This window comes from Sabulicella rubraurantiaca (assembly GCF_017355885.1).
In the GTDB taxonomy this organism is placed as follows: domain Bacteria; phylum Pseudomonadota; class Alphaproteobacteria; order Acetobacterales; family Acetobacteraceae; genus Roseococcus; species Roseococcus rubraurantiacus.
In genome coordinates this window covers 245,700-262,803 of the sequence record NZ_JAFEUU010000006.1, presented here as the reverse complement: position 1 = coordinate 262,803, position 17,104 = coordinate 245,700, and the positions used below count along the sequence as shown (strand labels likewise).

Here is a 17,104-nt window from a genome sequence, read left to right as displayed (position 1 = left end):
AGCAAGGCAACCTTTTTCCCCACAAGTATCTGAAAACATTGGACGAATGAAGACGTGAACACCTGTTCAGGCGTCGCCCGGCGCGCCATCCCGGCGCTTATCCTCGGCCTGCCTGCCCTCGCACGCGCCCAGGGCTGGCCGCCGCGCCCCCTCGTCGTGGCCACCACCGCCATGGTGGCCGAGCTGGCGCGCGGCATCGGCGGCGAGGAGTTCGCGGTCGAGACGCTGATGGGCGAAGGCGTTGACCCTCATCTCTATCGTCCCACCCGCGCCGACCTCGCCCGGCTGCTGCGGGCTGACCTTATCCTGTGCAACGGGCTGCGCCTGGAAGGCCGGATGGGCGATGTGCTGGAGCGCGCGGCGGCCACCCGCCCCGTCATCGCGGTGGCCGAAATCATTCCCCCCGCGCGCCGCCGCGCCCATCCCGAGTACCCCGACGCGCCCGACCCGCATCTCTGGATGGACCCGCTGCTCTGGGCCGAATGCGCCGCGCCGGTCGCCGCCGCACTTGCGCGGCTGCGGCCGGGCTTCGACACCGCGCCCGGCCTCGCTGCGCTGCGCGGGCGGCTCGAGGAGTTCGCCGCCTATGCGCGCCGTGCCTTCGAACCGCTGCCGGCCGAACGCCGACTCCTGGTCACCGCGCATGACGCCTTCGGCTATTTCGGCCAGCGCTTCGGCATGGAGCTGGCCTCCATCCAGGGCCTGTCCACCGAGGCGGAGGCCTCGCTCGCCCGCATCGAATCCCTGGTGGCGCTGCTGGTGGAGCGTCGCGTGCCCGCCGTCTTCCCCGAGACCTCCGTGCCCGACCGCGCAGTGCGCGCCCTGATCGAGGGCGCCGGCGCGCGCGGCCACCGCGTCGCCCTGGGCGGGGCGCTTTTTTCCGACTCGCTCGGCCGGCCTGGAACCTATCGCGGCACTTATGAAGGGATGCTGGACCACAACATCACCACCATCGCCCGCGCCCTGGGCGGCGACGCCCCCGAGCGTGGGCTGCGGGGCCAGCTGTGACGCCGCCGCTTTCCCTGCACGGCGTCTCGGTCCGCTATGGGGACCGCCCGGCGCTTTCGGACGTGACCTGGGACGCGGTGCCCGGCCTCACCGCCATCCTCGGCCCCAACGGCGCCGGCAAGTCCACGCTGCTGCGGGCCGCGCTCGGCTTGGTCCCCGCAACGGGCGAGGTGCGGTTCTTCGGCCGCACTCTGGCGGAGGTCCGGAATCGCGTCGCCTTCCTGCCGCAGCGCGCCTCGGTGGATTGGGACTTCCCGGCGACGGCGCTGGACGTGGTGGGGATGGCCCGCCTGCCGCGGCTGCGCCGTTGGTGGGGCAGGCTGCCGCGCGCCGACCGCGACGCTGCCCTGGCGGCACTGGACGCGGTGGGAATGGCGGATTTCGCCGCGCGGCAGATCGGCAGGCTGTCCGGCGGGCAGCAGCAGCGCGTCTTCCTGGCCCGCGCCCTGGCGCAGCAGGCCGACCTCTTTCTGATGGACGAGCCCCTGGCCGCGGTGGATGCGGTGACGGAGCGCGCCATCATCGCAGTGCTCCATCGCCTGGTGGATGACGGCAAGACCGTGCTGATGGTCCATCACGACCTTTCCCTGGTGTCGGAGCACTTCACCGACGTGCTCCTGCTGGCCGGGCGCGTCATCGCCGCCGGCCCGGTGCGCGAGGCCTTCACCGAGGACAGCGTGGCCCGCGCCTTTGGCGGCCTGCCACGGATGATGGTGGCGTGATCGGGCACAACACCTTCGTCGTCCTGCTGGGCTGCGCCGCGCTGGGCCTTGCCGCCGGGGTGGTCGGTTCCTTTGCCTTGCTGCGCGGCCGCGCCCTGCTGGCCGACGCCATCGGCCATGCCGCCCTACCCGGCGTGGTCGCCGCCGCCTTGCTGGCGGCCGCGCTGGGCGGCGAGGCCCGGGCGCTCGGGCCGCTGCTCCTGGGCGGCGCCCTTTCGGGGCTGCTGGGGCTCTGGGCGCTGCGGATGCTCACCGCCTCCGGCCGTATCCGCGCCGATGCCGGCATCGCCGTGGTGCTGTCCGCCTTCTATGCGCTCGGCACGGTGGGGCTGTCCGTGGCCCAGGCGATTCCCGGCGCGGCCCAGGCCGGGCTGCCGCATTTCATCCTCGGCCAGGCGGCAACGCTGACCACAGGGGATGCGCTGGTCGCGGGAACGCTGGCACTCGGCGCGGTGGGCGCGGTGCTGGCACTGTTCCAGCCGCTGCGCGCCCTGTGTTTCGACGAGGCGCATGCCGCCGCGCTCGGCCTGCCGGTGCGGCGGCTCGACGCGCTGCTGCTGGCGCTGATCCTGTTGGTGACCATCGCGGGGCTGCCGGCGGTCGGGCTGATCCTGGTGGTGGCGCTGCTGATCGTTCCTGCCGCCGCCGCGCGCCTCCTGACGCGCCGCCTGCCGGGGATGGTGGCGCTGGCGGGCGGGCTGGGTGCGCTGGCCGGGGTGGCGGGGGCCCTGGCCTCGCAGCGCCTGCCGGAACTGCCCACCGGGGCGGCGGTGGTGCTGGCCGGGCTGGTCTTCTTCACCTTCGCCCTTTTCCTGCGTCGCCCGTCATGAGCAGCTTCCTCCAGCTCGACGCCCCTGCCCTTCTCGCCGCCACGCTGGCGGGCGGGACATGCGGGCTGCTCGGATCCTTTCTAGTGCTGCGGCGGGAAAGCCTTCTGGGCGATGCGCTGTCCCACGCGGTCCTGCCCGGCATCGTCGCGGGCTTCGCCCTCACCGGGCTGCGCGCCTCCCTGCCCATGCTGCTCGGCGCGCTCGCGGCGGCGCTGCTCGCCACCTTCGCGATCGGGCTGGTGCGCCGCCTCGCACGGCTGGAGGCGGGGGCGGCGACCGGGCTGGTCTTCACCGGCTTCTTCGCCTTCGGCCTCGTCGGGCTGGAGGTGACGGGCGCCCGCATGGCCGATGTCGACCTCGACTGCGTGCTATTCGGCCAGATCGAGACGCTGGTCTGGCTGGAGGCGACGGGCTGGACCTCCCTGCTCGACCCCGCGGCGCTGGCGGGGCTGCCGCGGCAGCTGGGGCTGCTTGCCGGCGTGGCGGCGGTGTCGGTGCTGGCCGTCGCGGCCTTTTGGCATCCGCTGCGCCTCGTCTGCTTCGACGCGGACTACGCCAGGGCCCTCGGCCTGCGCGTCTCCTGGTGGGAGACGGGGCTGAATCTGCTGATCGCCGCGGCCGCCGTGGCTGCCTTCGAGGCGGTGGGCACGGTGCTGGTGGTGGCGCTGCTCGCCTGTCCGGCCGTGGCGATGCGCTTCCTCACCGACACCTACCGGGTGCAGGTCTGGGGGGCGGCCGCGCTGGGTGCCGTGCTGGGGGCGCTCGGCGTCCTGCTGGCCGGGCCGCTACCGGCGGCGCTCGGCTTAGCTTACTCGGTGAACGCGGCGGGGGTGATCGGCAGCCTTGCGGGGCTGGCCGTCTTCCTCAGCCTGCGTTTCGCACCTCGACGAGGGTGAAAAGCGACAGGGGCGGGCAGTTTTGCATCCGCTCGATCCGCGTCGTGCCCTTGTCCAGTAGATCCTCCAGCCGGAAATCCGGGTGCCAGCCCAGCACGCGCGCAAGCGGCGCGGTCGTCCGCTCGACCCACCAGCGCAGCCCGTCATCGGCGGCGAAATGGTTGACGAAGAGCAGGTGCCCGCCCGGCCGCACCACGCGCGACATCTCGGCGAAGAGCTTGCGCGCATCCGGCACCACCGAGGCGGTGAACATGGCGACCGCGATGTCGAAGGAGGCGGTGCCGAAGGCCATGTTCTCCGCGTCCATCTCCAGCAGGCCATTCACCGCCGAGAGGCGCTCCGCCTCCACGCGCTCGCGCGCCTTCAGGAGCATCTCGCGCGACAGGTCGATGCCCACCACTTCCAGGTCGCGACGGTAATGCGGCAGGGCGAGGCCGGTGCCGACCCCCACCTCCAGCACGCGGCGGCCGGCCGTCTGGCCCAGCCGGTTCACCGCATCCACCGCGGCGCGGCGGCCGAAGCCGGACACGCCGCCGAAGACCAGATCATAGACCCCCGCCCAGCGGCGATAGGCATCGCGCACCGAATCCGCGTCCAGCGCAGCACGTGGGTGGGCGCGTTCGTTCTCAGAGAGGCCAAAGGTGGAAATGTTGATGGTCCCTTCCGAACGGGGCGGCACCCGTTACCAACTGCCGACCGGGGGTGCAAGCTTCACCCGCCCGCTGCTTTGTCTCCGGCGCCCCCGGGGCGCGACGGTGCGGCGGCGAGCAGCCCGCCCGCGGCGATGACCACCGCCCCCAGCAAGGTCCAGCCATCGGGCCGGTCGCCAAAGACCAGCACGCCGGCCAAAGTGGCCCAGATCAGCTGCGAGTAGGAGAGCGGCGCGAGGATAGAGGCGGGCGCCCGCGCATGGGCCAGCACCAGAAGCCCGTGCCCCAGCGCGCCCATCGCCCCGATCGCCACCAGCAGCGCCCATTCCGCGGCCGAGGGCGGAACGAACACGAAGGGCTGCAGCAGCGAGGCGCCCAGCGTGGCGGCGAGGCTGGTGTGGAGGATCGTCACCCGGGCATTGTCCAGCCCCGCGAGTCGCCGCGTGAGGATCTGGTACCACGCAAAGCCGAAGGCGGTGCCGAGCGGCAGGAGATAGCCCCAATCCGGCACGGTCCCCGTCAGGAAGGGCGGGCGCAGCGCCACCAGCACCCCGGCGAATCCGATTGCCACCCCGAGCCAGCGCCGCGCCCCGACGCGTTCGCGCAGCACCAGCGCCGCCAGCGCGACGGTGAGCAGCGGAGAGGCAAAGCCCACCGCCGTCGCATCGGCCAGCGGGATGCGCGCCAACGCCGTGGTGAAGAGCAGCGAGCAGCCGAGAAGGATCAGCGAGCGAAGCGCCTGCAGCCTCGGCGCGCGGGAACGCCAGGGCAGGCGGCCGCGCGTGGCGGCGAAGAACAGCGACACGGACAGGAAGGCGAAGAGGAACCGCCCCCAGATGATCTGCGCCGGGTTGAACCCGGCCGTCAGCCACTTCAGCGACGTGTCCATCGCCACAAAAATCAGCAGCGCCCCCAGCTGGAGCAGGATGCCGCGCAGGATCATGGAAGGCGGGCGCCCGCGCCGCCGCTACTGGCTGGCCCAGAGGATCCGATGGATCCACTGCACGTCCTCGATCTCAAAGGAGTAGTCGGGATGCGCCGGGTTGAGGGAGCGCAACTCGATCCGCTTGGCACTCTGCCGCTTCAGCTCCTTCGCCATCACCTCACCGAGGCGGGTGCGGGCCACGACGCGGTCGCCGCGCCGGATGGGCGAGGAGGGCGAGACGATCACCATGTCGCCATCGCGGAACACCGGCTCCATCGAGTCGCCGGAGATCTCCAGCGCATAGGCGTGCGGGTCGGGGATCTCGGGCAAGGAGATCTCGTCCCAGGCGCCGCCGACCGGGAAGCCGCCATCGTCGAAAAATCCCTCGCCGCCCGCCTGGGCGAAGCCGATCAGCGGCACGCGCCGCCCCACCCCAGGGCGCGGGCCGCGCTGAGTTGAGGGCAGGGCCGGCTGGCCCGAGACGAGCGCGGCGAAGCCCTCGATCCCGACCTGGGTGGCGGACAGGATCTTTGAGATGCTTTCGGTCGAGGGCCAGCGCGCGCGCCCGTCCGGCCCGATACGCTTCGACGGGTTGAAAGCGGTCGGGTCCAGCCCGGCGCGCCGCGCCAACCCCGACGCGCTGAGACCATTCTCGGCCGCCAGCGAGTCGATCGCGCGCCAGATGTCGTCATGTTTCACGGGCGGCACCTTTATAGGCCCATCGTCAGCAGGCAATAGGAAAATGTTGCTTCTTTCCGCTTGCTCCTCCCCACAACCGCAGGTTATGTTCTTAATATGTTCTCAAGGTCGGATTCGGCCGGAACCAAGCTGGAAAGGTCCTTTCTCCCATGCCCCTCGCCCCCCGCAGCGGCCATTCCCCGGTCCTCGCGACCCTGGCCCGCACCGTCCCCTTCGCCTCGGCGGAGGAGGCGTGGTTTTGGACCATGTCCGCGCTGGTCGCGCGGCGCGACGGCGCGCGCGTCTCCGCCGGCAAGGGGTTGGTGCCGCGCCCCTGCGAGCCGGACGACGTGGTGAAGTGCCTCGACCGCCTGTACCGCCAGCGCCGCATCGAGGTCGCCCATGCTCGCATCATGCGGATCTGGGGCGAGCGCGGCACCGCTCCCAACCCGCGCCACGCCTCGGAGCGCGGCGATGCCCGGCTTTGGCGCGAGGCCATGAACCGCCTGGAATGGCCGCTGCGCGTCAAGGGCATCGTGATGATCGCCCCTGCCGCCACAGCCGAGTCGCCGGTAGCCAGCGCCGAGATCATCCCCTTCCCGAAGGCGCGATGAGCGGCCTCACGGCGCGCGGCGCGGCGCCGGACTCCCAGTGCGTCTGGATCGTCTTCTCCGGGCGCGCCGATCATCGCTGGCTGAGGCTGCTGCGCCCCGGCTTCCGCCACTGCTTCGCCGCGCTGCATGATTCCTCGGGCTGGACGGTGCTCGACCCCCTCACCGGCCGCCTGGCCTGCGCGCGGCCTGAGGTCACGCCGGATTTCGATCTGCCGCGCTTCTTCCGCCGTGCCGGAATGCGTGTCCTCGGCCCCTTCGCGCCCACGGCCCCGGGACGCGGCAGCCGCCTTCTCCTCGCACCCTTCTCCTGCGTCTCGGTCTGCCGCGCGATTCTGGGCCCGGCGGCACCGCGTGCATGGACCCCCCTTGGCCTATATCGCGGGTTGCAGAATCTCGGAGTGTCTAGGAAAGAAAACTTGACTCTGGCGGCAACGCCGCGTTAAGACTTCCCTCGTCAACGGGCAAATTGCGTCCGCTGGCCCATTCCTGCTCTCCCAATCTTCAACTTTGAGCGCCCGGGCCGTTTCGCACGTCCCGGGCGTTCTCTTTTTGTTCGGAAGAGAGCGAGGACCCCATCCCCAATCGAGAGGAGACACGCCCGAATGGGAGGCCTGTTTCGCGCCCCGAAGCCCGTCGTGGTCGAGGCATCCCTGCCGCTTTCCGCTGTCTCCGTCGCCGCCGCCCCAGCGCCTGACGCGGTGGCGGAAGAGGCGCGCAAGGCGGCGCGGAGCCGCGCCGCAGGCGGAATGGCCGGCACGGTCGCCACCTCCTCGCGCGGGGTGCTGCTGCCCCTCTCCGTCACGCGCAAGTCGCTGCTGGGCGAATGAGCATGACGCCCGAAGCCCTGCTGGCCCGCCAATCCCGCGCCGCCGCCCGTCGCCGCCCGCTCGAAGCCGGTTGGCGCGACGCCTACGCCCATGTCCTGCCGCGTGCCGAGGATGCCGCCGCGCTCTTCGACGCCACCGCCGCCGACGCGGCGGAACAGCTCGCGGCCTCGCTCCTCGCCGAGCTGACCCCGCCCTGGTCGCGCTGGTTCGGCCTCGCCCCGGCCGCCGGCGAGAACGAGGCGGAGCCCGCCGCGCTGGAGCGCGTGGCCGAAACGCTGCAGGCGCATCTCGACCGCTCCAACCTCGCGCAGGAGATGCACCAGGCCTTCCTGGACCTCGTCATCACCGGCACCGGCATCCTGCTGGTGGAGGAGGCGCCGCCCGGCGACGCCTCGGCGCTGCGCTTCACCGCCGTGCCGGTGCTGAGCGCGGTGCTGGAGGAAGGCCCGTCCGGCCGGCTCGACGCCGTGTTCCGCGAGACGCGGCTGACCTGCGCCGAGATCGCGCGTCGTTTCCCTTTCGCCGAGCTTCCCGCTCCCTTGCTACGCGAGGAGGATGAAGACGAGCCGGCGCGACACCGCGTGGTGGAGGCGGTGTGGCCCGACCGCTTCGGGTATCGCTACGCCGCCATCCTCGACAGCGCCTGCGCCAATGCTCCGTGCTTCCTGGCGCAGGGCGGCTTCCCCGAGGCGCCCTTCATCGCCTTCCGCTGGCTGAAGGCGCCCGGCGAGACCTATGGCCGCGGCCCGGTCACCAAGGCGCTGCCCGACATCCGCACCGCGAACCGCGTGGTGGAGCTCGTGCTGAAGAACGCCTCCATCGCCGTCACCGGCATCTGGCAGGCGGAGGATGACGGGGTGCTGAACCCGGCCACGGTGCAGCTCGTCCCCGGGGCCATCATCCCCAAGGCGCCGGGCTCCTCGGGGCTGACGCCGCTCGCCGCGCCTGGCTCCTTCGACGTGTCGCAGCTCGTGCTGGGCGATCTCCGCGCCCGCATCCGGCAGGCGCTGCTGGCGGACCGGCTCGGCCTGCCGCAGCAGGCGCAGATGACGGCGACGGAGGTGTTGGAACGCTCTGCCCAGGCGGCGCGGCTGCTCGGCGCCACCTATGGAGGGCTGCAATCCGAACTGCTCACGCCGCTGATCGCGCGGTCCCTCGCCATCCTCGCCCGGCGCGGCGAGGTGCCGCCGGAGTTGCTGCGCGAGGGGCGCGTGCAGCTCCGCTACGAAAGCCCGCTCGCCCGTGTGCAGGGCCGCGCCGACGCAGCGAACACGCTGCTCTTCGTCGACGCGGTGTCGCGCATGGGCGTCACGGCCGCCTCGCAGGTGGATGCGCCCGCGGCCGCGCGCTGGCTCGCCCGCACCCTCGGCGCGCCCGCCGAGATCCTCGTCCCCACCCTTCTCCAGGAGTGACGCCATGTCCGACAGCCTGCTCGACGCCGCCACCGCCCCCGCCGGCAAGACCCGCCCAGACGACGTCCCGGAGAAGTTCTGGGACAGCGAGGCGGGCCAGCTGCGCGTGGAGGCGCTGCTCAAATCCTATCGCGAGCTGGAGCGGCGCCTCCCCTCCCGCCTCGCACCGCCTGGTCCCGAGGCGCCGGAGGAGGAAAGGCTGCGCTGGCGCGCCATGCTTGGCATCCCGGAGAGTCCCGACGCCTACGAGATCACGCCGAAGCACGAGCTGGTCTCGCCGGATCGCGAGGTGAACCGGATGCTGCACGAGGCAGGCTTCACCTCCTCGCAGGTGCAGCTGGTCTACGACCTGGCGGCGGAGCGGCTGCTGCCCCTGATCGCCGAGGCGGCGCAGCAATTCGAGGCGGACCGCCAGCTGGAAGTGCTGCGGAACCATTTCGGCGGCGAGGAGCGGTTCTGCCGCGTGGCGGGGCAGATCCGCGCCTGGGGCGCCGCGAAGCTGCCGCCCGGCGTCATGGAGGCGCTGTCCACCACGGCCGAAGGCGTCATGGCGATGGAACGCATGATGCGCGGTTCGGAGCCGGCGCTCGGACGCGACAGCGCCGCCGAATCCCAGCCGGACGAGGCGGAGCTGCGCCGCATGATGCGCGACCCGCGCTACTGGCGCTCGCGCGAGCCGGAATTCGTCCGCCGCGTTTCCGAGGGCTTCCGCCGCCTCGTCGGCGGCTGAGCCACCCCCGGCCCTTTCCCCGCCGCGCAACCCCTTCGCGGGCGCGGCGGGTCCCGGCGCACGCGCGGCCCGCGGCATCGCGACCAACCGCTGCGCGCGCCTTCCGAACCCCAGCAGGAGAACAGCTTTGTCCGGCACGATCGATCAGGCTTTCGTGAAGCAGTACCAGGCCGAGGTGCATGAGGCCTACCAGCGCCAAGGCAGCAAGCTGCGCCCTGCCGTGCGCTCCAAGACCGGCGTGAAGGGTGCCAGCACGATCTTCAAGCGCGTGGGCCGCGGCATCGCCGGCGCCAAGGCGCGCAACGGGGTCGTGCCGGTGATGAACATCGAGTACTCGGCCGTCGAGTGCTTCCTCCAGGACCACTACGCGGGCGACTGGATCGACCGCTTCGACGACCTCAAGACCAACGCCAACGAGCTGGACGTGCTGGCCAGCGCCGGCGCCTATGCGCTGGGCCGCAAGACGGATGAGCTGATCATCGCCGCCCTCGACACCGCAACCATCGAGGCGGTGGGCACGCAATCCGGCCAGACCGACAATGACGGCCTCACCCGCGCCAAGGTGCTGCTGGCCTTCGAGATGCTGGGCCAGGCGGACGTGCCCGACGACGGCAATCGCTTCGCCGTGGTCGGCTGGAAGCAGTGGAGCGAGCTGCTGACCCTGCCCGAGTTCGCCTCCGCCCAGTATGTTGGCGAGAGCGAGCTGCCCTGGAAAGGCAGCCAAGCCAAGCGCTGGCTCGGCGCCACCTGGATCGCGCATTCCGGCCTGACCACGGCGGGCACGATCCGCTCCTGCTACTTCTTCCACCGCACCGCCGTGGGCCATGCGGCGGCGAGCGAGGTGATCACCGACATCACCTGGCACGGCGATCGCGCGGCGCATTTCGTCAACTCGATGATGAGCCAGGGCGCGGTGCTCGTGGACAATGCGGGCGTCGTCCGCATGCGCTGCAAGGAGTGACCCTCACGCCCCCCGGCCGTACGCCGGGGGGCGTTTCCCTTCCCGCACCCTTCCAACATGGAGCCTCCACCGATGGCGCTCTCCGCCCTCGAACTCTGCTCGCGCGCGCTGTTGCGCCTCGGCGCCCAGGCCGTCGCCTCGCTCGACGAGGGTACCGCCGAGGCGGAGATCGCCTCCACCCTCTATCCCGGCACGCGCGACGCGCTGCTCGCCTCGCATCCCTGGAGCTTCGCCACGGGGCAGGAGACGCTGCCGCGTCTCGCCGCCCTGCCGGTGGCCGACTTTGCCCATGCCTTCGCGCTGCCGCCCGGCTTCCTGCGCGCCCTGTCGGCGGGCGGCGGTGCGCGTGGCCGCGGCCTGGCCTACCGGCTGCTGGAGAACCGGCTGCACTGTGGCTCCCCTGCCGTGACGCTCACCTACGTCTTCTGGCCCGATGAGGCGGTGTTCCCGCCGCATTTCGCCGCCGCGCTGGTCGCGCGCCTCGCCGCCGAGTTCTGCATCCCGCTGACGGAGAACACCTCGCGCGCAGATGCTCTTCAGCCAGGCAGAGGCGGAGCTGCGGGCCGCGCGCCGCGCCGACAGCCAGCAGGCCACCGTGCAGGCGCTGTCCGGCTTCCCGCTCATCGCGGCTCGGGGCTGAACGCATGTCCGGCTCCATGCTATCGGCACGCCGCACACGGAGGAGAGCCTCTACCGCCCCGGCGAGCCTTTCCTGCGCGGCTATGGCCGGCTGGAGGTACCGGTGCTCGGGCGGAACGGCGAATCCGCCTGGCCGGAGCGCTTCACGGAGGCCGGCATCGAGGCGCTGCGGGCACGGGTCGGGCCGCTGCACTTCACGCGGCAGATGCTGCTGCGCCCCGTCGCGGCAGCGGCGGCGCGGCTCGATCCCGCGCTGCTGATCAGCTACGGCGAGGAGCCGGAATACCGCGAGGCGAATGGAAGCGCGCAGCTCTGGCTGCTTGGGCGGTGCATGGTGGCGGGGGGCGGGTTCTGGGACCCTGCCTTCGGCCGCGTCGAAGGCAAGGGCGACGGCTCCGTCTCGCCGCCACCTATGCGGATGGCGAGGGCAACCACTACCTGCACCGCGTCCTGTGGCTCACCCAGCGCGAGGATGCGCCAGAGGATCCGGCGACGCAGCAATGCCGGGCGGTGGCGGAGGCGGCGCGGGCGCTGCACCTGCCCGTTATCCGCGTCGAGACCAACGGCATCGGTCGCTTCCTGCCCGCGATGCTGCGGCGGGAACTGGCGCGGGCTGGGGTGGCCTGCCAGGTGCGGGAGGAGCCGAGCCGCGCCGCCAAGGCGCAACGCATCCTCTCCGCCTTCGACCCGCTGCTGGCGGCACGTCGCCTCTATGCCAACGACAATGTCCTCCGCTCTCCCTTCGCGAGGGAGATGGCGGAATGGCGGCCGGAGGCGAAGGGGGCGCGCGACGATGCGCTGGACGCCGCCGCTGGCGCCCTGCTGCACGAGCCGGCGCGCCTGCCCGGCCTGCCGCCCCGCATCGCGCCGCGCTGGCGCGGAGTTGCCTGAACTATTCCGCCTTCAGCACGAGCGCCGCGTGGCGCTCGCGCCCCGCATCCGTGATCGCGAAACGCCCATCCCCCCGCTCCTCCGCGAGGCCCATGGCCTCCAGGCGGCGCAGGCAGGGCTGGTCCGCGAGGCCAGGCGGCCGCCCGTGCCGTCCCACCAGCGTCAGCCGGTGCAGGGCCGAGCGGCAGCACGTCTCGAGATAGGGCTCGTTCCACATCGCTTCTCACCCCCGCGTCGCCGCTCTTGTGGCGACAACCACCCAAGGCTGCAAGGAGGCCGCATGGAAGCCATGACGCCCACCATGATGTGGTGGATCAACGCCGTGGAGGCGCCGATCGTCGCCGCGCTGTTCTACATGATCCATGGTCTGCGGAAGGACCTGGATGCGCGGCTGGAAACCAAGGACACGCGCCAGACCGACGGCCTTGCCCGCACGCGGGAGGAGCTGGCGGCCTTCAAGCTGGAGGTGGCGCGCACCTACGTGCCGCTCTCGCTGATCCGCGACGTGGATCGCCGCATGACCGAGCAGCTTCTCCGCATCGAGGAGAAGCTGGAGGAGATGCGGCGCGAGCCGGAGGGACGCCGATGAGCGCCGCCCCGTCCCTTCCCGCCGCGGGGGCCGCCGCGGAACTCCTCGCCCGGGTGCTCTATGCCGAGGCCGGGTCCTGGCCGGTGCGCGGCATCGAGGCTCTGGCCGGCCTGGCCATGAACCGCGCCCGGCTGGTGCTGGAGGATGCGGAGGCGCGGACGCGCTTCGCCAATGGCGAGGCCCCCGCGAGCCTCCCACGTGCCCTCATCGCCGTGCTGCGCGCGCCCTTCCAGTTCCCCACGCGGCATCCGCATCACAAGCGCCACGCCCTCTTCGCCGCGCCGCCTGCGGGGGATGCGGCGCTGACGATGTGCCGGCGCGTCGCGCGGCGGGCTCTCTCCGGCGCGCGGCCCGATGCGTCGCGCGGGGCGCTGCTGTGGCACGAGGCGCTGCGCCTGCCACCCTGGGCGGTGGGGCGCATCCCCTGCACCGAGCTGGGGGGCCTGATCTTCTATCGCCTGCCGTGATAGCGACGGCCGATGGAACGCTTCATCTACACGCTGGTCCGCGCGGCGGATTGGGAGGTGGCGCAGGCCCTGGGCGAATATCGGGGCAGCGCCGACGATGCGCGGGACGGGTTCCTGCATTTCTCCACCGCGGCGCAGCTTCGCGCGACGGCGGCGAAGCACCGGCGTGGCGTCTCCGACCTTTGGATGCTGGAAGCGGACACGGAAGCGCTCGGCGGGGCGCTGCGCTGGGAGGCGGCGAGCGGCTCCTCCCGCCCCGGGCTGTTTCCGCATCTCTATGCGGCGCTGCCGGTTTCGGCGGTGACGCGCGCCGCCGCCGCGCCGCTCGGCCCGGATGGGGTTCACCGCTTCCCGGACGACATTCCCTGAAGCACCGCGCGCTCGCTCATCAGGCAGGCGAGCGCCACCACCACCCCGCCCGCGATGGTCGGCCCGGCGGGTGCATTGCCGAAGACCAGCCAATCCAGCGTGACGCTCCATGGCAGGGCGATGAACTCGAAGGGGGCGAGGCGCGCCGGGGTGGCGTGGCGGAAGGCCAGGGCCAGCAGCACCGTGGCTGTGCCGGCCAGGATGCCATTCGCCATCAGCGCCAGGGCCTGCGGCGCATCCGGCGTTTCCCAATGGATCCCGGCGAAGGGCGCGGTGGCCAGCAGCCCAAGAGTGGAAGGGAACAGGATCAGCCGTGCGATGCCGCTTTCCGCCTTAAGGCTGCGATTCACCGTGATGTTCACCGCATAGGTCACCGTGCCGAGCGCGGCGCAGAGAAAGCCTAAGACGCTGCCACCGCCGGAAAGCGACGGCGCCAGTGCCAGCAGCACGCCCGCAAAGCCCACGCCCGACCAGATCCAGGCGGCGCGCGGCACCGTCTCGTGCAGCGCCAGCCGCGCCAGCACCAGCGTCATGAAGGGCGCGGTGAAGAAGACGAGGTACCCATCGGCCAGCGGCAGGTGACGGAAGGCGAGAAAGAACAGCAGGCCGGAGCACAGCATCGCCACGGCGCGCAGCGCATGGAGGCCTGGATGCCTGGTCCGGAAATCGCCCCCGGCGCCTGGCCAAGCGGCGCGGATGAGGAAGAGCAGCAGGAGCAGCGTCGCGTGGCGGAGGAACAGCGCCTGGGCGGCGCTGAAATCCTGCGACAGGAATTTACTGTTCGCGTCCAGCACGCCAAACAGGCCGATGCCGAGCATCAGCAGCACCGGCCCCTTCATGGCGGTGGATTTCGGGCGGCGCGGCGCCGCTTGTCAATCGCGCCCGCCCCGGTTTCCCACTCGGGGGAACCGGGATAGGAGACGCGGCATGACGCCCACCCTGGCCTCCGCCCTCCTGCCGCTGATGCGCCGCTTCGATGCGGAGACGGCGCATGGCTGGGCCATCGCGGCGCTGCGCGCGGGGCTGGCCGGGAAGGACGCGACCCCCGACACACCGGAACTGGCAGTGGAGGCGATCGGGCTGCGCTTCGCGAGCCCGATCGGCCTCGCCGCCGGCTTCGACAAGGATGCGGCGGCGGTGCTGCCGCTGCTGCGCCTCGGCTTCGGCTTCGTGGAGGCCGGGACGGTGACGCCGCGCCCGCAGTCGGGCAATCCGCGTCCGCGCCTGTTCCGGCTGGAGGAGGACTCGGCGGTCATCAACCGCATGGGCTTCAACAATGCGGGGCTCGATTCCTTTCTGGCGCGGCTGCGCGACCTCCCGCGCCCGCTGCCCGGCATCGTCGGCGCCAATGTGGGCGTGAACAAGGAAGGCGCCGATCCGGAGCGCGACTACCCTGCCCTGTGCCGCGCCGCCGCGCCGCTCGCCGACTACGTGACGATCAACATCTCCTCCCCCAATACGCCTGGCCTGCGCGACCTCCAGGGCGAGGAGCGGCTGCGCGCCATCCTACGCGCCGTGAACCCCCGCACGCTCAGCAAGCCCGTACTGGTGAAGCTGGCCCCCGACTTGGCGGATGAGGCGCTGCCGGCGCTGGTCGAGGCGATGGTGGAGGAGGGCGTGGCGGGGCTGATCATCAGCAACACCACCATTGCGCGGCCGGAGACGCTGCGCTCGCGCCATCGTGGCGAGAGGGGCGGGTTGAGCGGACAGCCGCTCTTCGAGCGAAGCACGGCGATGCTGCGCCAAGCCTATCGCCTGGCCGGCGGGCGGCTCGTGCTGGTGGGCGCGGGCGGCGTGGCCTCGGCCGAGCAGGCCTATGCGAAGATCAAGGCCGGCGCGACGCTGGTGCAGCTCTATTCCAGCTTCGCCTATGCGGGGCCGGCCCTGCCAGGGCGTCTGAAGCGGGACCTGCTCGCGCTGCTGCGGCGAGACGGGGTGACGCGGCTGCGGGATGTGGTCGGCGTGGAGGCGTAATCCGATGAAGATCTGGGAAAGCCTGGAACCGGTCGCGGACCGGTATGACGGCTTCGTGCTCGATTTGTGGGGCGTCGTGCATGACGGCCGCAAGCCCTATGCCGGCGTGCCCGAATGCCTGCGGGAGCTGCGGCGGCGCGGCAAGCGCGTCGTCTTCCTCACCAATGCGCCGCGCCGTTCCTGGTTCATCGCGAACATGCTGGACGCGATGGGACTGGAGCGCGACCTGTATGACGGCATCATCTCCTCCGGCGAGGTGACGTGGCGCTGGCTGAAGGACGGCACGCATCCCTTCTTCGCGGGGCTGCGCGGCCGCCGCGCCTTCCATATCGGTCCCGAGCGCGACCTGTCGGTGGTGGAGGACGACGCGGCCGAGATCGTGTCCTCGCCCGAGGATGCCGACCTGCTGCTCAACACCGGCCCGGACCCGGAGCGTGGTCCCCGCTCCGTGGAGCCTTATCGCGACGACCTGCTCGCCTGCTTCCAGGCCGGCCTGCCCATGGTCTGCGTCAACCCGGACCGCGCGGTGATGGTGGCCGGCGAGCGCATCCTCTGCGCCGGGGCGCTTGCCGACGTGTATGCCGAATGGGGCGGATCCATCTGCGAGGTCGGCAAGCCGGACCCGGCCGTCTATGGACCGGTGCTGGAGATGCTGGGCATCGCCGATCGCAGTCGCATCCTCTGCGTGGGGGACACACCGCACACCGATCTGCGCGGCGCGCAGGCGGCCGGTCTGGACGCGCTCTGGGCGCTGACGGGGCTGACGGAAGATGCCTATGGCCCGAGCCCCGATCCTGCCCTGCTGGCGCGGGTGGCGGAGGAGGAAGGCGCGCATCCGCTGGGCGCGTTGCGGCGACTGAACTGGTGATGATTTCGACACCGGGAAGCGTCGCTTCCTGGTTCGGAACATGCACCGGAACAGCATGCCAAATTGGCATGCGCGAGCGTGTGCGCACGCGCGCCGGTTCGGAAGGCTGGATGCCTGTTTCGGCACCAATTTCCGCAGCCTTTTCCACAGGAAAATGATTTGCACCGCGAATCCAGCCCTTGTGGCTGATTCGGCGTTTCCCCTACACCATCTGGTGTCAGGAGGAGGGGAAACTCCCATGGATTGGACTCGCGAGGCCATTGACCGCCTGCGTGCCCTTTGGGCCGAGGGACATTCCACCGCCGAGATCGGCCGCCGCATGGGCGTGTCCAAGAATGCCGTGGTGGGCAAGGCACACCGCCTCCAGCTGGCGGCCCGCCCCAGCCCGATCCGCCGCGATCTCCAGGCGCCACGCCCGCCTTCCGCCGGTCGCAAGCCGACCCTGCCGCCGCTGCGCGTCGCCATGCAAACCGCTCCTTCTTTGCCTGTGGCCGAAGCGGCGCCCGCCCCGCGGCGTGAGGCGCCAGCCGCCCCCGCCCCGTCCCTGTCGGCTCCGGTGCTGCGTCCCTTTCCGCGCGGCGGGGTGAAGACCTGCTGCTGGCCCATCGGCGAGCCGGGCACCGAAGGCTTTCGCTTCTGCACCGCCGAGGCAATGAGCCCGAAGCCCTACTGCCCCGAGCACGCGGCGCTCGCCTATGTGCGCGTAAAGGACCGGCGCGAGGACGCGGCCTGACGTCCCACGGAACCTGCTTCACAGGTTCCGGGGATTCCCGCTTCCGCTGCCATTTCCGTGCGGCAGCGGCACGACACCGCGGCAGGGCCGTGGTGTCGCCTACGCTGACTGTTGAGTTCAGGTCCGGCGTTGTTGTGCCTTCATCTTGCGCATGTGCTTGCGCCACCCGCGCGACCGGCGGGGCGTCTGCGGTGCCGCCGCCTCGCCTTCCGTCCCACCGCCACGCCGCAGCGCCCGCCGGGCGACATGGCTGGCGACTTCCGCCGCGAGGAAGATCGGCTTGCTGACGGTTTCGACGATGCCCGAAATGGTGGCCATATG

23 protein-coding genes are annotated in these 17,104 nt (G+C 71.6%); 17 read left to right on the top strand and 6 right to left on the bottom strand.

Annotation, left to right across the window (positions count from 1 at the left end):
- The first annotated feature begins 54 nt into the window (after positions 1 to 54).
- Genes JTJ31_RS13305 through JTJ31_RS13290 form a run of 4 tightly spaced genes read left to right on the top strand, consistent with a single transcriptional unit; the run spans position 55 to position 3,456 of the window.
- Positions 55 to 1,008, top strand: coding sequence for a metal ABC transporter solute-binding protein, Zn/Mn family (locus JTJ31_RS13305; protein ID WP_207539140.1), 954 nt, complete (start codon positions 55 to 57; stop codon positions 1,006 to 1,008).
- Positions 1,005 to 1,730, top strand: a complete 726-nt coding sequence (locus tag JTJ31_RS13300) for a metal ABC transporter ATP-binding protein (RefSeq protein ID WP_207539139.1) — start codon at positions 1,005 to 1,007, stop codon at positions 1,728 to 1,730. The genes JTJ31_RS13305 and JTJ31_RS13300 overlap by 4 nt, the downstream gene beginning before the upstream one ends.
- Positions 1,727 to 2,560 carry a metal ABC transporter permease gene (locus tag JTJ31_RS13295; RefSeq protein ID WP_207539138.1) on the top strand — a complete coding sequence of 278 codons (834 nt, stop codon included), beginning with the start codon at positions 1,727 to 1,729 and terminating at the stop codon, positions 2,558 to 2,560. The genes JTJ31_RS13300 and JTJ31_RS13295 overlap by 4 nt, the downstream gene beginning before the upstream one ends.
- The gene (locus tag JTJ31_RS13290) at positions 2,557 to 3,456 is read left to right on the top strand and encodes a metal ABC transporter permease (protein ID WP_207539137.1); all 900 of its coding nucleotides are present in this window, start codon (positions 2,557 to 2,559) and stop codon (positions 3,454 to 3,456) included. Before JTJ31_RS13295 ends, JTJ31_RS13290 begins: the two co-directional genes overlap by 4 nt.
- Here the strand turns inward: JTJ31_RS13290 and JTJ31_RS13285 are convergent.
- The 3 genes from JTJ31_RS13285 to JTJ31_RS13275 are packed head-to-tail and all read right to left on the bottom strand — an operon-like array spanning position 3,425 to position 5,730.
- Entirely contained in the window at positions 3,425 to 4,111 is a 687-nt protein-coding gene (locus tag JTJ31_RS13285) for a class I SAM-dependent methyltransferase (RefSeq protein WP_328805740.1), read from the bottom strand. The two genes, JTJ31_RS13290 and JTJ31_RS13285, sit on opposite strands and share 32 nt — an antisense overlap.
- Positions 4,112 to 4,167: 56 nt before the next feature.
- Entirely contained in the window at positions 4,168 to 5,049 is an 882-nt protein-coding gene (locus tag JTJ31_RS13280; RefSeq protein WP_207539136.1) for a DMT family transporter, read from the bottom strand.
- A 24-nt stretch (positions 5,050 to 5,073) separates the two neighbouring features.
- Complete coding sequence (locus tag JTJ31_RS13275) at positions 5,074 to 5,730, bottom strand: S24 family peptidase (RefSeq protein ID WP_207539135.1); 657 nt, start codon at positions 5,728 to 5,730, stop codon at positions 5,074 to 5,076.
- Positions 5,731 to 5,879: 149 nt separating this feature from the next.
- Here JTJ31_RS13275 and JTJ31_RS13270 point away from each other — a divergent pair, with 149 nt between their 5' ends.
- From JTJ31_RS13270 to JTJ31_RS25500, 7 genes are all read left to right on the top strand, one after another.
- Entirely contained in the window at positions 5,880 to 6,323 is a 444-nt protein-coding gene (locus JTJ31_RS13270) for a hypothetical protein (RefSeq protein WP_236020145.1), read from the top strand.
- On the top strand, positions 6,320 to 6,766 hold the full coding sequence (locus JTJ31_RS13265; RefSeq protein WP_207539134.1) for a hypothetical protein: 447 nt from the start codon (positions 6,320 to 6,322) through the stop codon (positions 6,764 to 6,766). The genes JTJ31_RS13270 and JTJ31_RS13265 overlap by 4 nt, the downstream gene beginning before the upstream one ends.
- A gap of 159 nt (positions 6,767 to 6,925) precedes the next feature.
- Positions 6,926 to 7,150, top strand: a complete 225-nt coding sequence (locus tag JTJ31_RS13260) for a hypothetical protein (RefSeq protein ID WP_207539133.1) — start codon at positions 6,926 to 6,928, stop codon at positions 7,148 to 7,150.
- Between the two features lie 2 nt (positions 7,151 to 7,152).
- The gene (locus tag JTJ31_RS13255; protein WP_408015415.1) at positions 7,153 to 8,562 is read left to right on the top strand and encodes a portal protein; all 1,410 of its coding nucleotides are present in this window, start codon (positions 7,153 to 7,155) and stop codon (positions 8,560 to 8,562) included.
- Between the two features lie 4 nt (positions 8,563 to 8,566).
- Complete coding sequence (locus JTJ31_RS13250) at positions 8,567 to 9,292, top strand: capsid assembly protein (RefSeq protein ID WP_207539131.1); 726 nt, start codon at positions 8,567 to 8,569, stop codon at positions 9,290 to 9,292.
- A 127-nt stretch (positions 9,293 to 9,419) separates the two neighbouring features.
- Entirely contained in the window at positions 9,420 to 10,253 is an 834-nt protein-coding gene (locus JTJ31_RS13245) for a phage capsid protein (protein WP_207539130.1), read from the top strand.
- Positions 10,254 to 10,325: 72 nt separating this feature from the next.
- Positions 10,326 to 11,783 (top strand): hypothetical protein, encoded by a 1,458-nt coding sequence (locus JTJ31_RS25500; RefSeq protein ID WP_457852410.1) that lies wholly within the window; start codon positions 10,326 to 10,328, stop codon positions 11,781 to 11,783.
- Between the two features lies 1 nt (position 11,784).
- Here the strand turns inward: JTJ31_RS25500 and JTJ31_RS13230 are convergent, their stop codons facing one another.
- Positions 11,785 to 12,000: a hypothetical protein gene (locus tag JTJ31_RS13230; RefSeq protein WP_207539128.1), complete on the bottom strand. Its 216-nt coding sequence runs from the start codon at positions 11,998 to 12,000 to the stop codon at positions 11,785 to 11,787.
- 63 nt (positions 12,001 to 12,063) lie between these two features.
- Here JTJ31_RS13230 and JTJ31_RS13225 point away from each other — a divergent pair, with 63 nt between their 5' ends.
- The 3 genes from JTJ31_RS13225 to JTJ31_RS13215 are packed head-to-tail and all read left to right on the top strand — an operon-like array spanning position 12,064 to position 13,208.
- Positions 12,064 to 12,372 (top strand): hypothetical protein, encoded by a 309-nt coding sequence (locus JTJ31_RS13225; RefSeq protein WP_207539127.1) that lies wholly within the window; start codon positions 12,064 to 12,066, stop codon positions 12,370 to 12,372.
- On the top strand, positions 12,369 to 12,839 hold the full coding sequence (locus JTJ31_RS13220; protein ID WP_207539126.1) for a cell wall hydrolase: 471 nt from the start codon (positions 12,369 to 12,371) through the stop codon (positions 12,837 to 12,839). Before JTJ31_RS13225 ends, JTJ31_RS13220 begins: the two co-directional genes overlap by 4 nt.
- Before the next feature lie 12 nt (positions 12,840 to 12,851).
- The gene (locus tag JTJ31_RS13215) at positions 12,852 to 13,208 is read left to right on the top strand and encodes a DUF952 domain-containing protein (RefSeq protein WP_207539125.1); all 357 of its coding nucleotides are present in this window, start codon (positions 12,852 to 12,854) and stop codon (positions 13,206 to 13,208) included.
- Here JTJ31_RS13215 and JTJ31_RS13210 read toward each other — a convergent pair.
- Positions 13,181 to 14,047: a DMT family transporter gene (locus JTJ31_RS13210; RefSeq protein ID WP_236020144.1), complete on the bottom strand. Its 867-nt coding sequence runs from the start codon at positions 14,045 to 14,047 to the stop codon at positions 13,181 to 13,183. The two genes, JTJ31_RS13215 and JTJ31_RS13210, sit on opposite strands and share 28 nt — an antisense overlap.
- 88 nt (positions 14,048 to 14,135) lie before the next feature.
- Here JTJ31_RS13210 and JTJ31_RS13205 point away from each other — a divergent pair, with 88 nt between their 5' ends.
- The 3 genes from JTJ31_RS13205 (at position 14,136) to JTJ31_RS13195 (ending at position 16,783) form a co-directional block, all read left to right on the top strand.
- Positions 14,136 to 15,182: a quinone-dependent dihydroorotate dehydrogenase gene (locus JTJ31_RS13205; protein ID WP_207539124.1), complete on the top strand. Its 1,047-nt coding sequence runs from the start codon at positions 14,136 to 14,138 to the stop codon at positions 15,180 to 15,182.
- A gap of 4 nt (positions 15,183 to 15,186) precedes the next feature.
- Positions 15,187 to 16,050: a TIGR01459 family HAD-type hydrolase gene (locus JTJ31_RS13200; protein WP_207539123.1), complete on the top strand. Its 864-nt coding sequence runs from the start codon at positions 15,187 to 15,189 to the stop codon at positions 16,048 to 16,050.
- Between the two features lie 238 nt (positions 16,051 to 16,288).
- Positions 16,289 to 16,783: a GcrA family cell cycle regulator gene (locus tag JTJ31_RS13195; RefSeq protein WP_207539122.1), complete on the top strand. Its 495-nt coding sequence runs from the start codon at positions 16,289 to 16,291 to the stop codon at positions 16,781 to 16,783.
- A gap of 117 nt (positions 16,784 to 16,900) precedes the next feature.
- Here the strand turns inward: JTJ31_RS13195 and JTJ31_RS13190 are convergent, their stop codons facing one another.
- Complete coding sequence (locus JTJ31_RS13190; RefSeq protein WP_207539121.1) at positions 16,901 to 17,101, bottom strand: hypothetical protein; 201 nt, start codon at positions 17,099 to 17,101, stop codon at positions 16,901 to 16,903.
- Positions 17,102 to 17,104: the final 3 nt, after the last annotated feature.

What these genes read in the sequence shown, in the direction of transcription:
- JTJ31_RS13290 (WP_207539137.1), top strand. Translation starts at nt 2,557, where the DNA reads ATGAGCAGCTTCCTCCAGCTCGACGCCCCTGCCCTTCTCGCCGCCACG.
- JTJ31_RS13280 (WP_207539136.1), bottom strand. Translation starts at nt 5,049, where the DNA reads ATGATCCTGCGCGGCATCCTGCTCCAGCTGGGGGCGCTGCTGATTTTT.
- JTJ31_RS13270 (WP_236020145.1), top strand. Translation starts at nt 5,880, where the DNA reads ATGCCCCTCGCCCCCCGCAGCGGCCATTCCCCGGTCCTCGCGACCCTG.
- JTJ31_RS13265 (WP_207539134.1), top strand. Translation starts at nt 6,320, where the DNA reads ATGAGCGGCCTCACGGCGCGCGGCGCGGCGCCGGACTCCCAGTGCGTC.
- JTJ31_RS13260 (WP_207539133.1), top strand. Translation starts at nt 6,926, where the DNA reads ATGGGAGGCCTGTTTCGCGCCCCGAAGCCCGTCGTGGTCGAGGCATCC.
- JTJ31_RS13255 (WP_408015415.1), top strand. Translation starts at nt 7,153, where the DNA reads ATGACGCCCGAAGCCCTGCTGGCCCGCCAATCCCGCGCCGCCGCCCGT.
- JTJ31_RS13250 (WP_207539131.1), top strand. Translation starts at nt 8,567, where the DNA reads ATGTCCGACAGCCTGCTCGACGCCGCCACCGCCCCCGCCGGCAAGACC.
- JTJ31_RS25500 (WP_457852410.1), top strand. Translation starts at nt 10,326, where the DNA reads ATGGCGCTCTCCGCCCTCGAACTCTGCTCGCGCGCGCTGTTGCGCCTC.
- JTJ31_RS13230 (WP_207539128.1), bottom strand. Translation starts at nt 12,000, where the DNA reads ATGTGGAACGAGCCCTATCTCGAGACGTGCTGCCGCTCGGCCCTGCAC.
- JTJ31_RS13225 (WP_207539127.1), top strand. Translation starts at nt 12,064, where the DNA reads ATGGAAGCCATGACGCCCACCATGATGTGGTGGATCAACGCCGTGGAG.
- JTJ31_RS13220 (WP_207539126.1), top strand. Translation starts at nt 12,369, where the DNA reads ATGAGCGCCGCCCCGTCCCTTCCCGCCGCGGGGGCCGCCGCGGAACTC.
- JTJ31_RS13215 (WP_207539125.1), top strand. Translation starts at nt 12,852, where the DNA reads ATGGAACGCTTCATCTACACGCTGGTCCGCGCGGCGGATTGGGAGGTG.
- JTJ31_RS13210 (WP_236020144.1), bottom strand. Translation starts at nt 14,047, where the DNA reads ATGAAGGGGCCGGTGCTGCTGATGCTCGGCATCGGCCTGTTTGGCGTG.
- JTJ31_RS13205 (WP_207539124.1), top strand. Translation starts at nt 14,136, where the DNA reads ATGACGCCCACCCTGGCCTCCGCCCTCCTGCCGCTGATGCGCCGCTTC.
- JTJ31_RS13200 (WP_207539123.1), top strand. Translation starts at nt 15,187, where the DNA reads ATGAAGATCTGGGAAAGCCTGGAACCGGTCGCGGACCGGTATGACGGC.
- JTJ31_RS13195 (WP_207539122.1), top strand. Translation starts at nt 16,289, where the DNA reads ATGGATTGGACTCGCGAGGCCATTGACCGCCTGCGTGCCCTTTGGGCC.
- JTJ31_RS13190 (WP_207539121.1), bottom strand. Translation starts at nt 17,101, where the DNA reads ATGGCCACCATTTCGGGCATCGTCGAAACCGTCAGCAAGCCGATCTTC.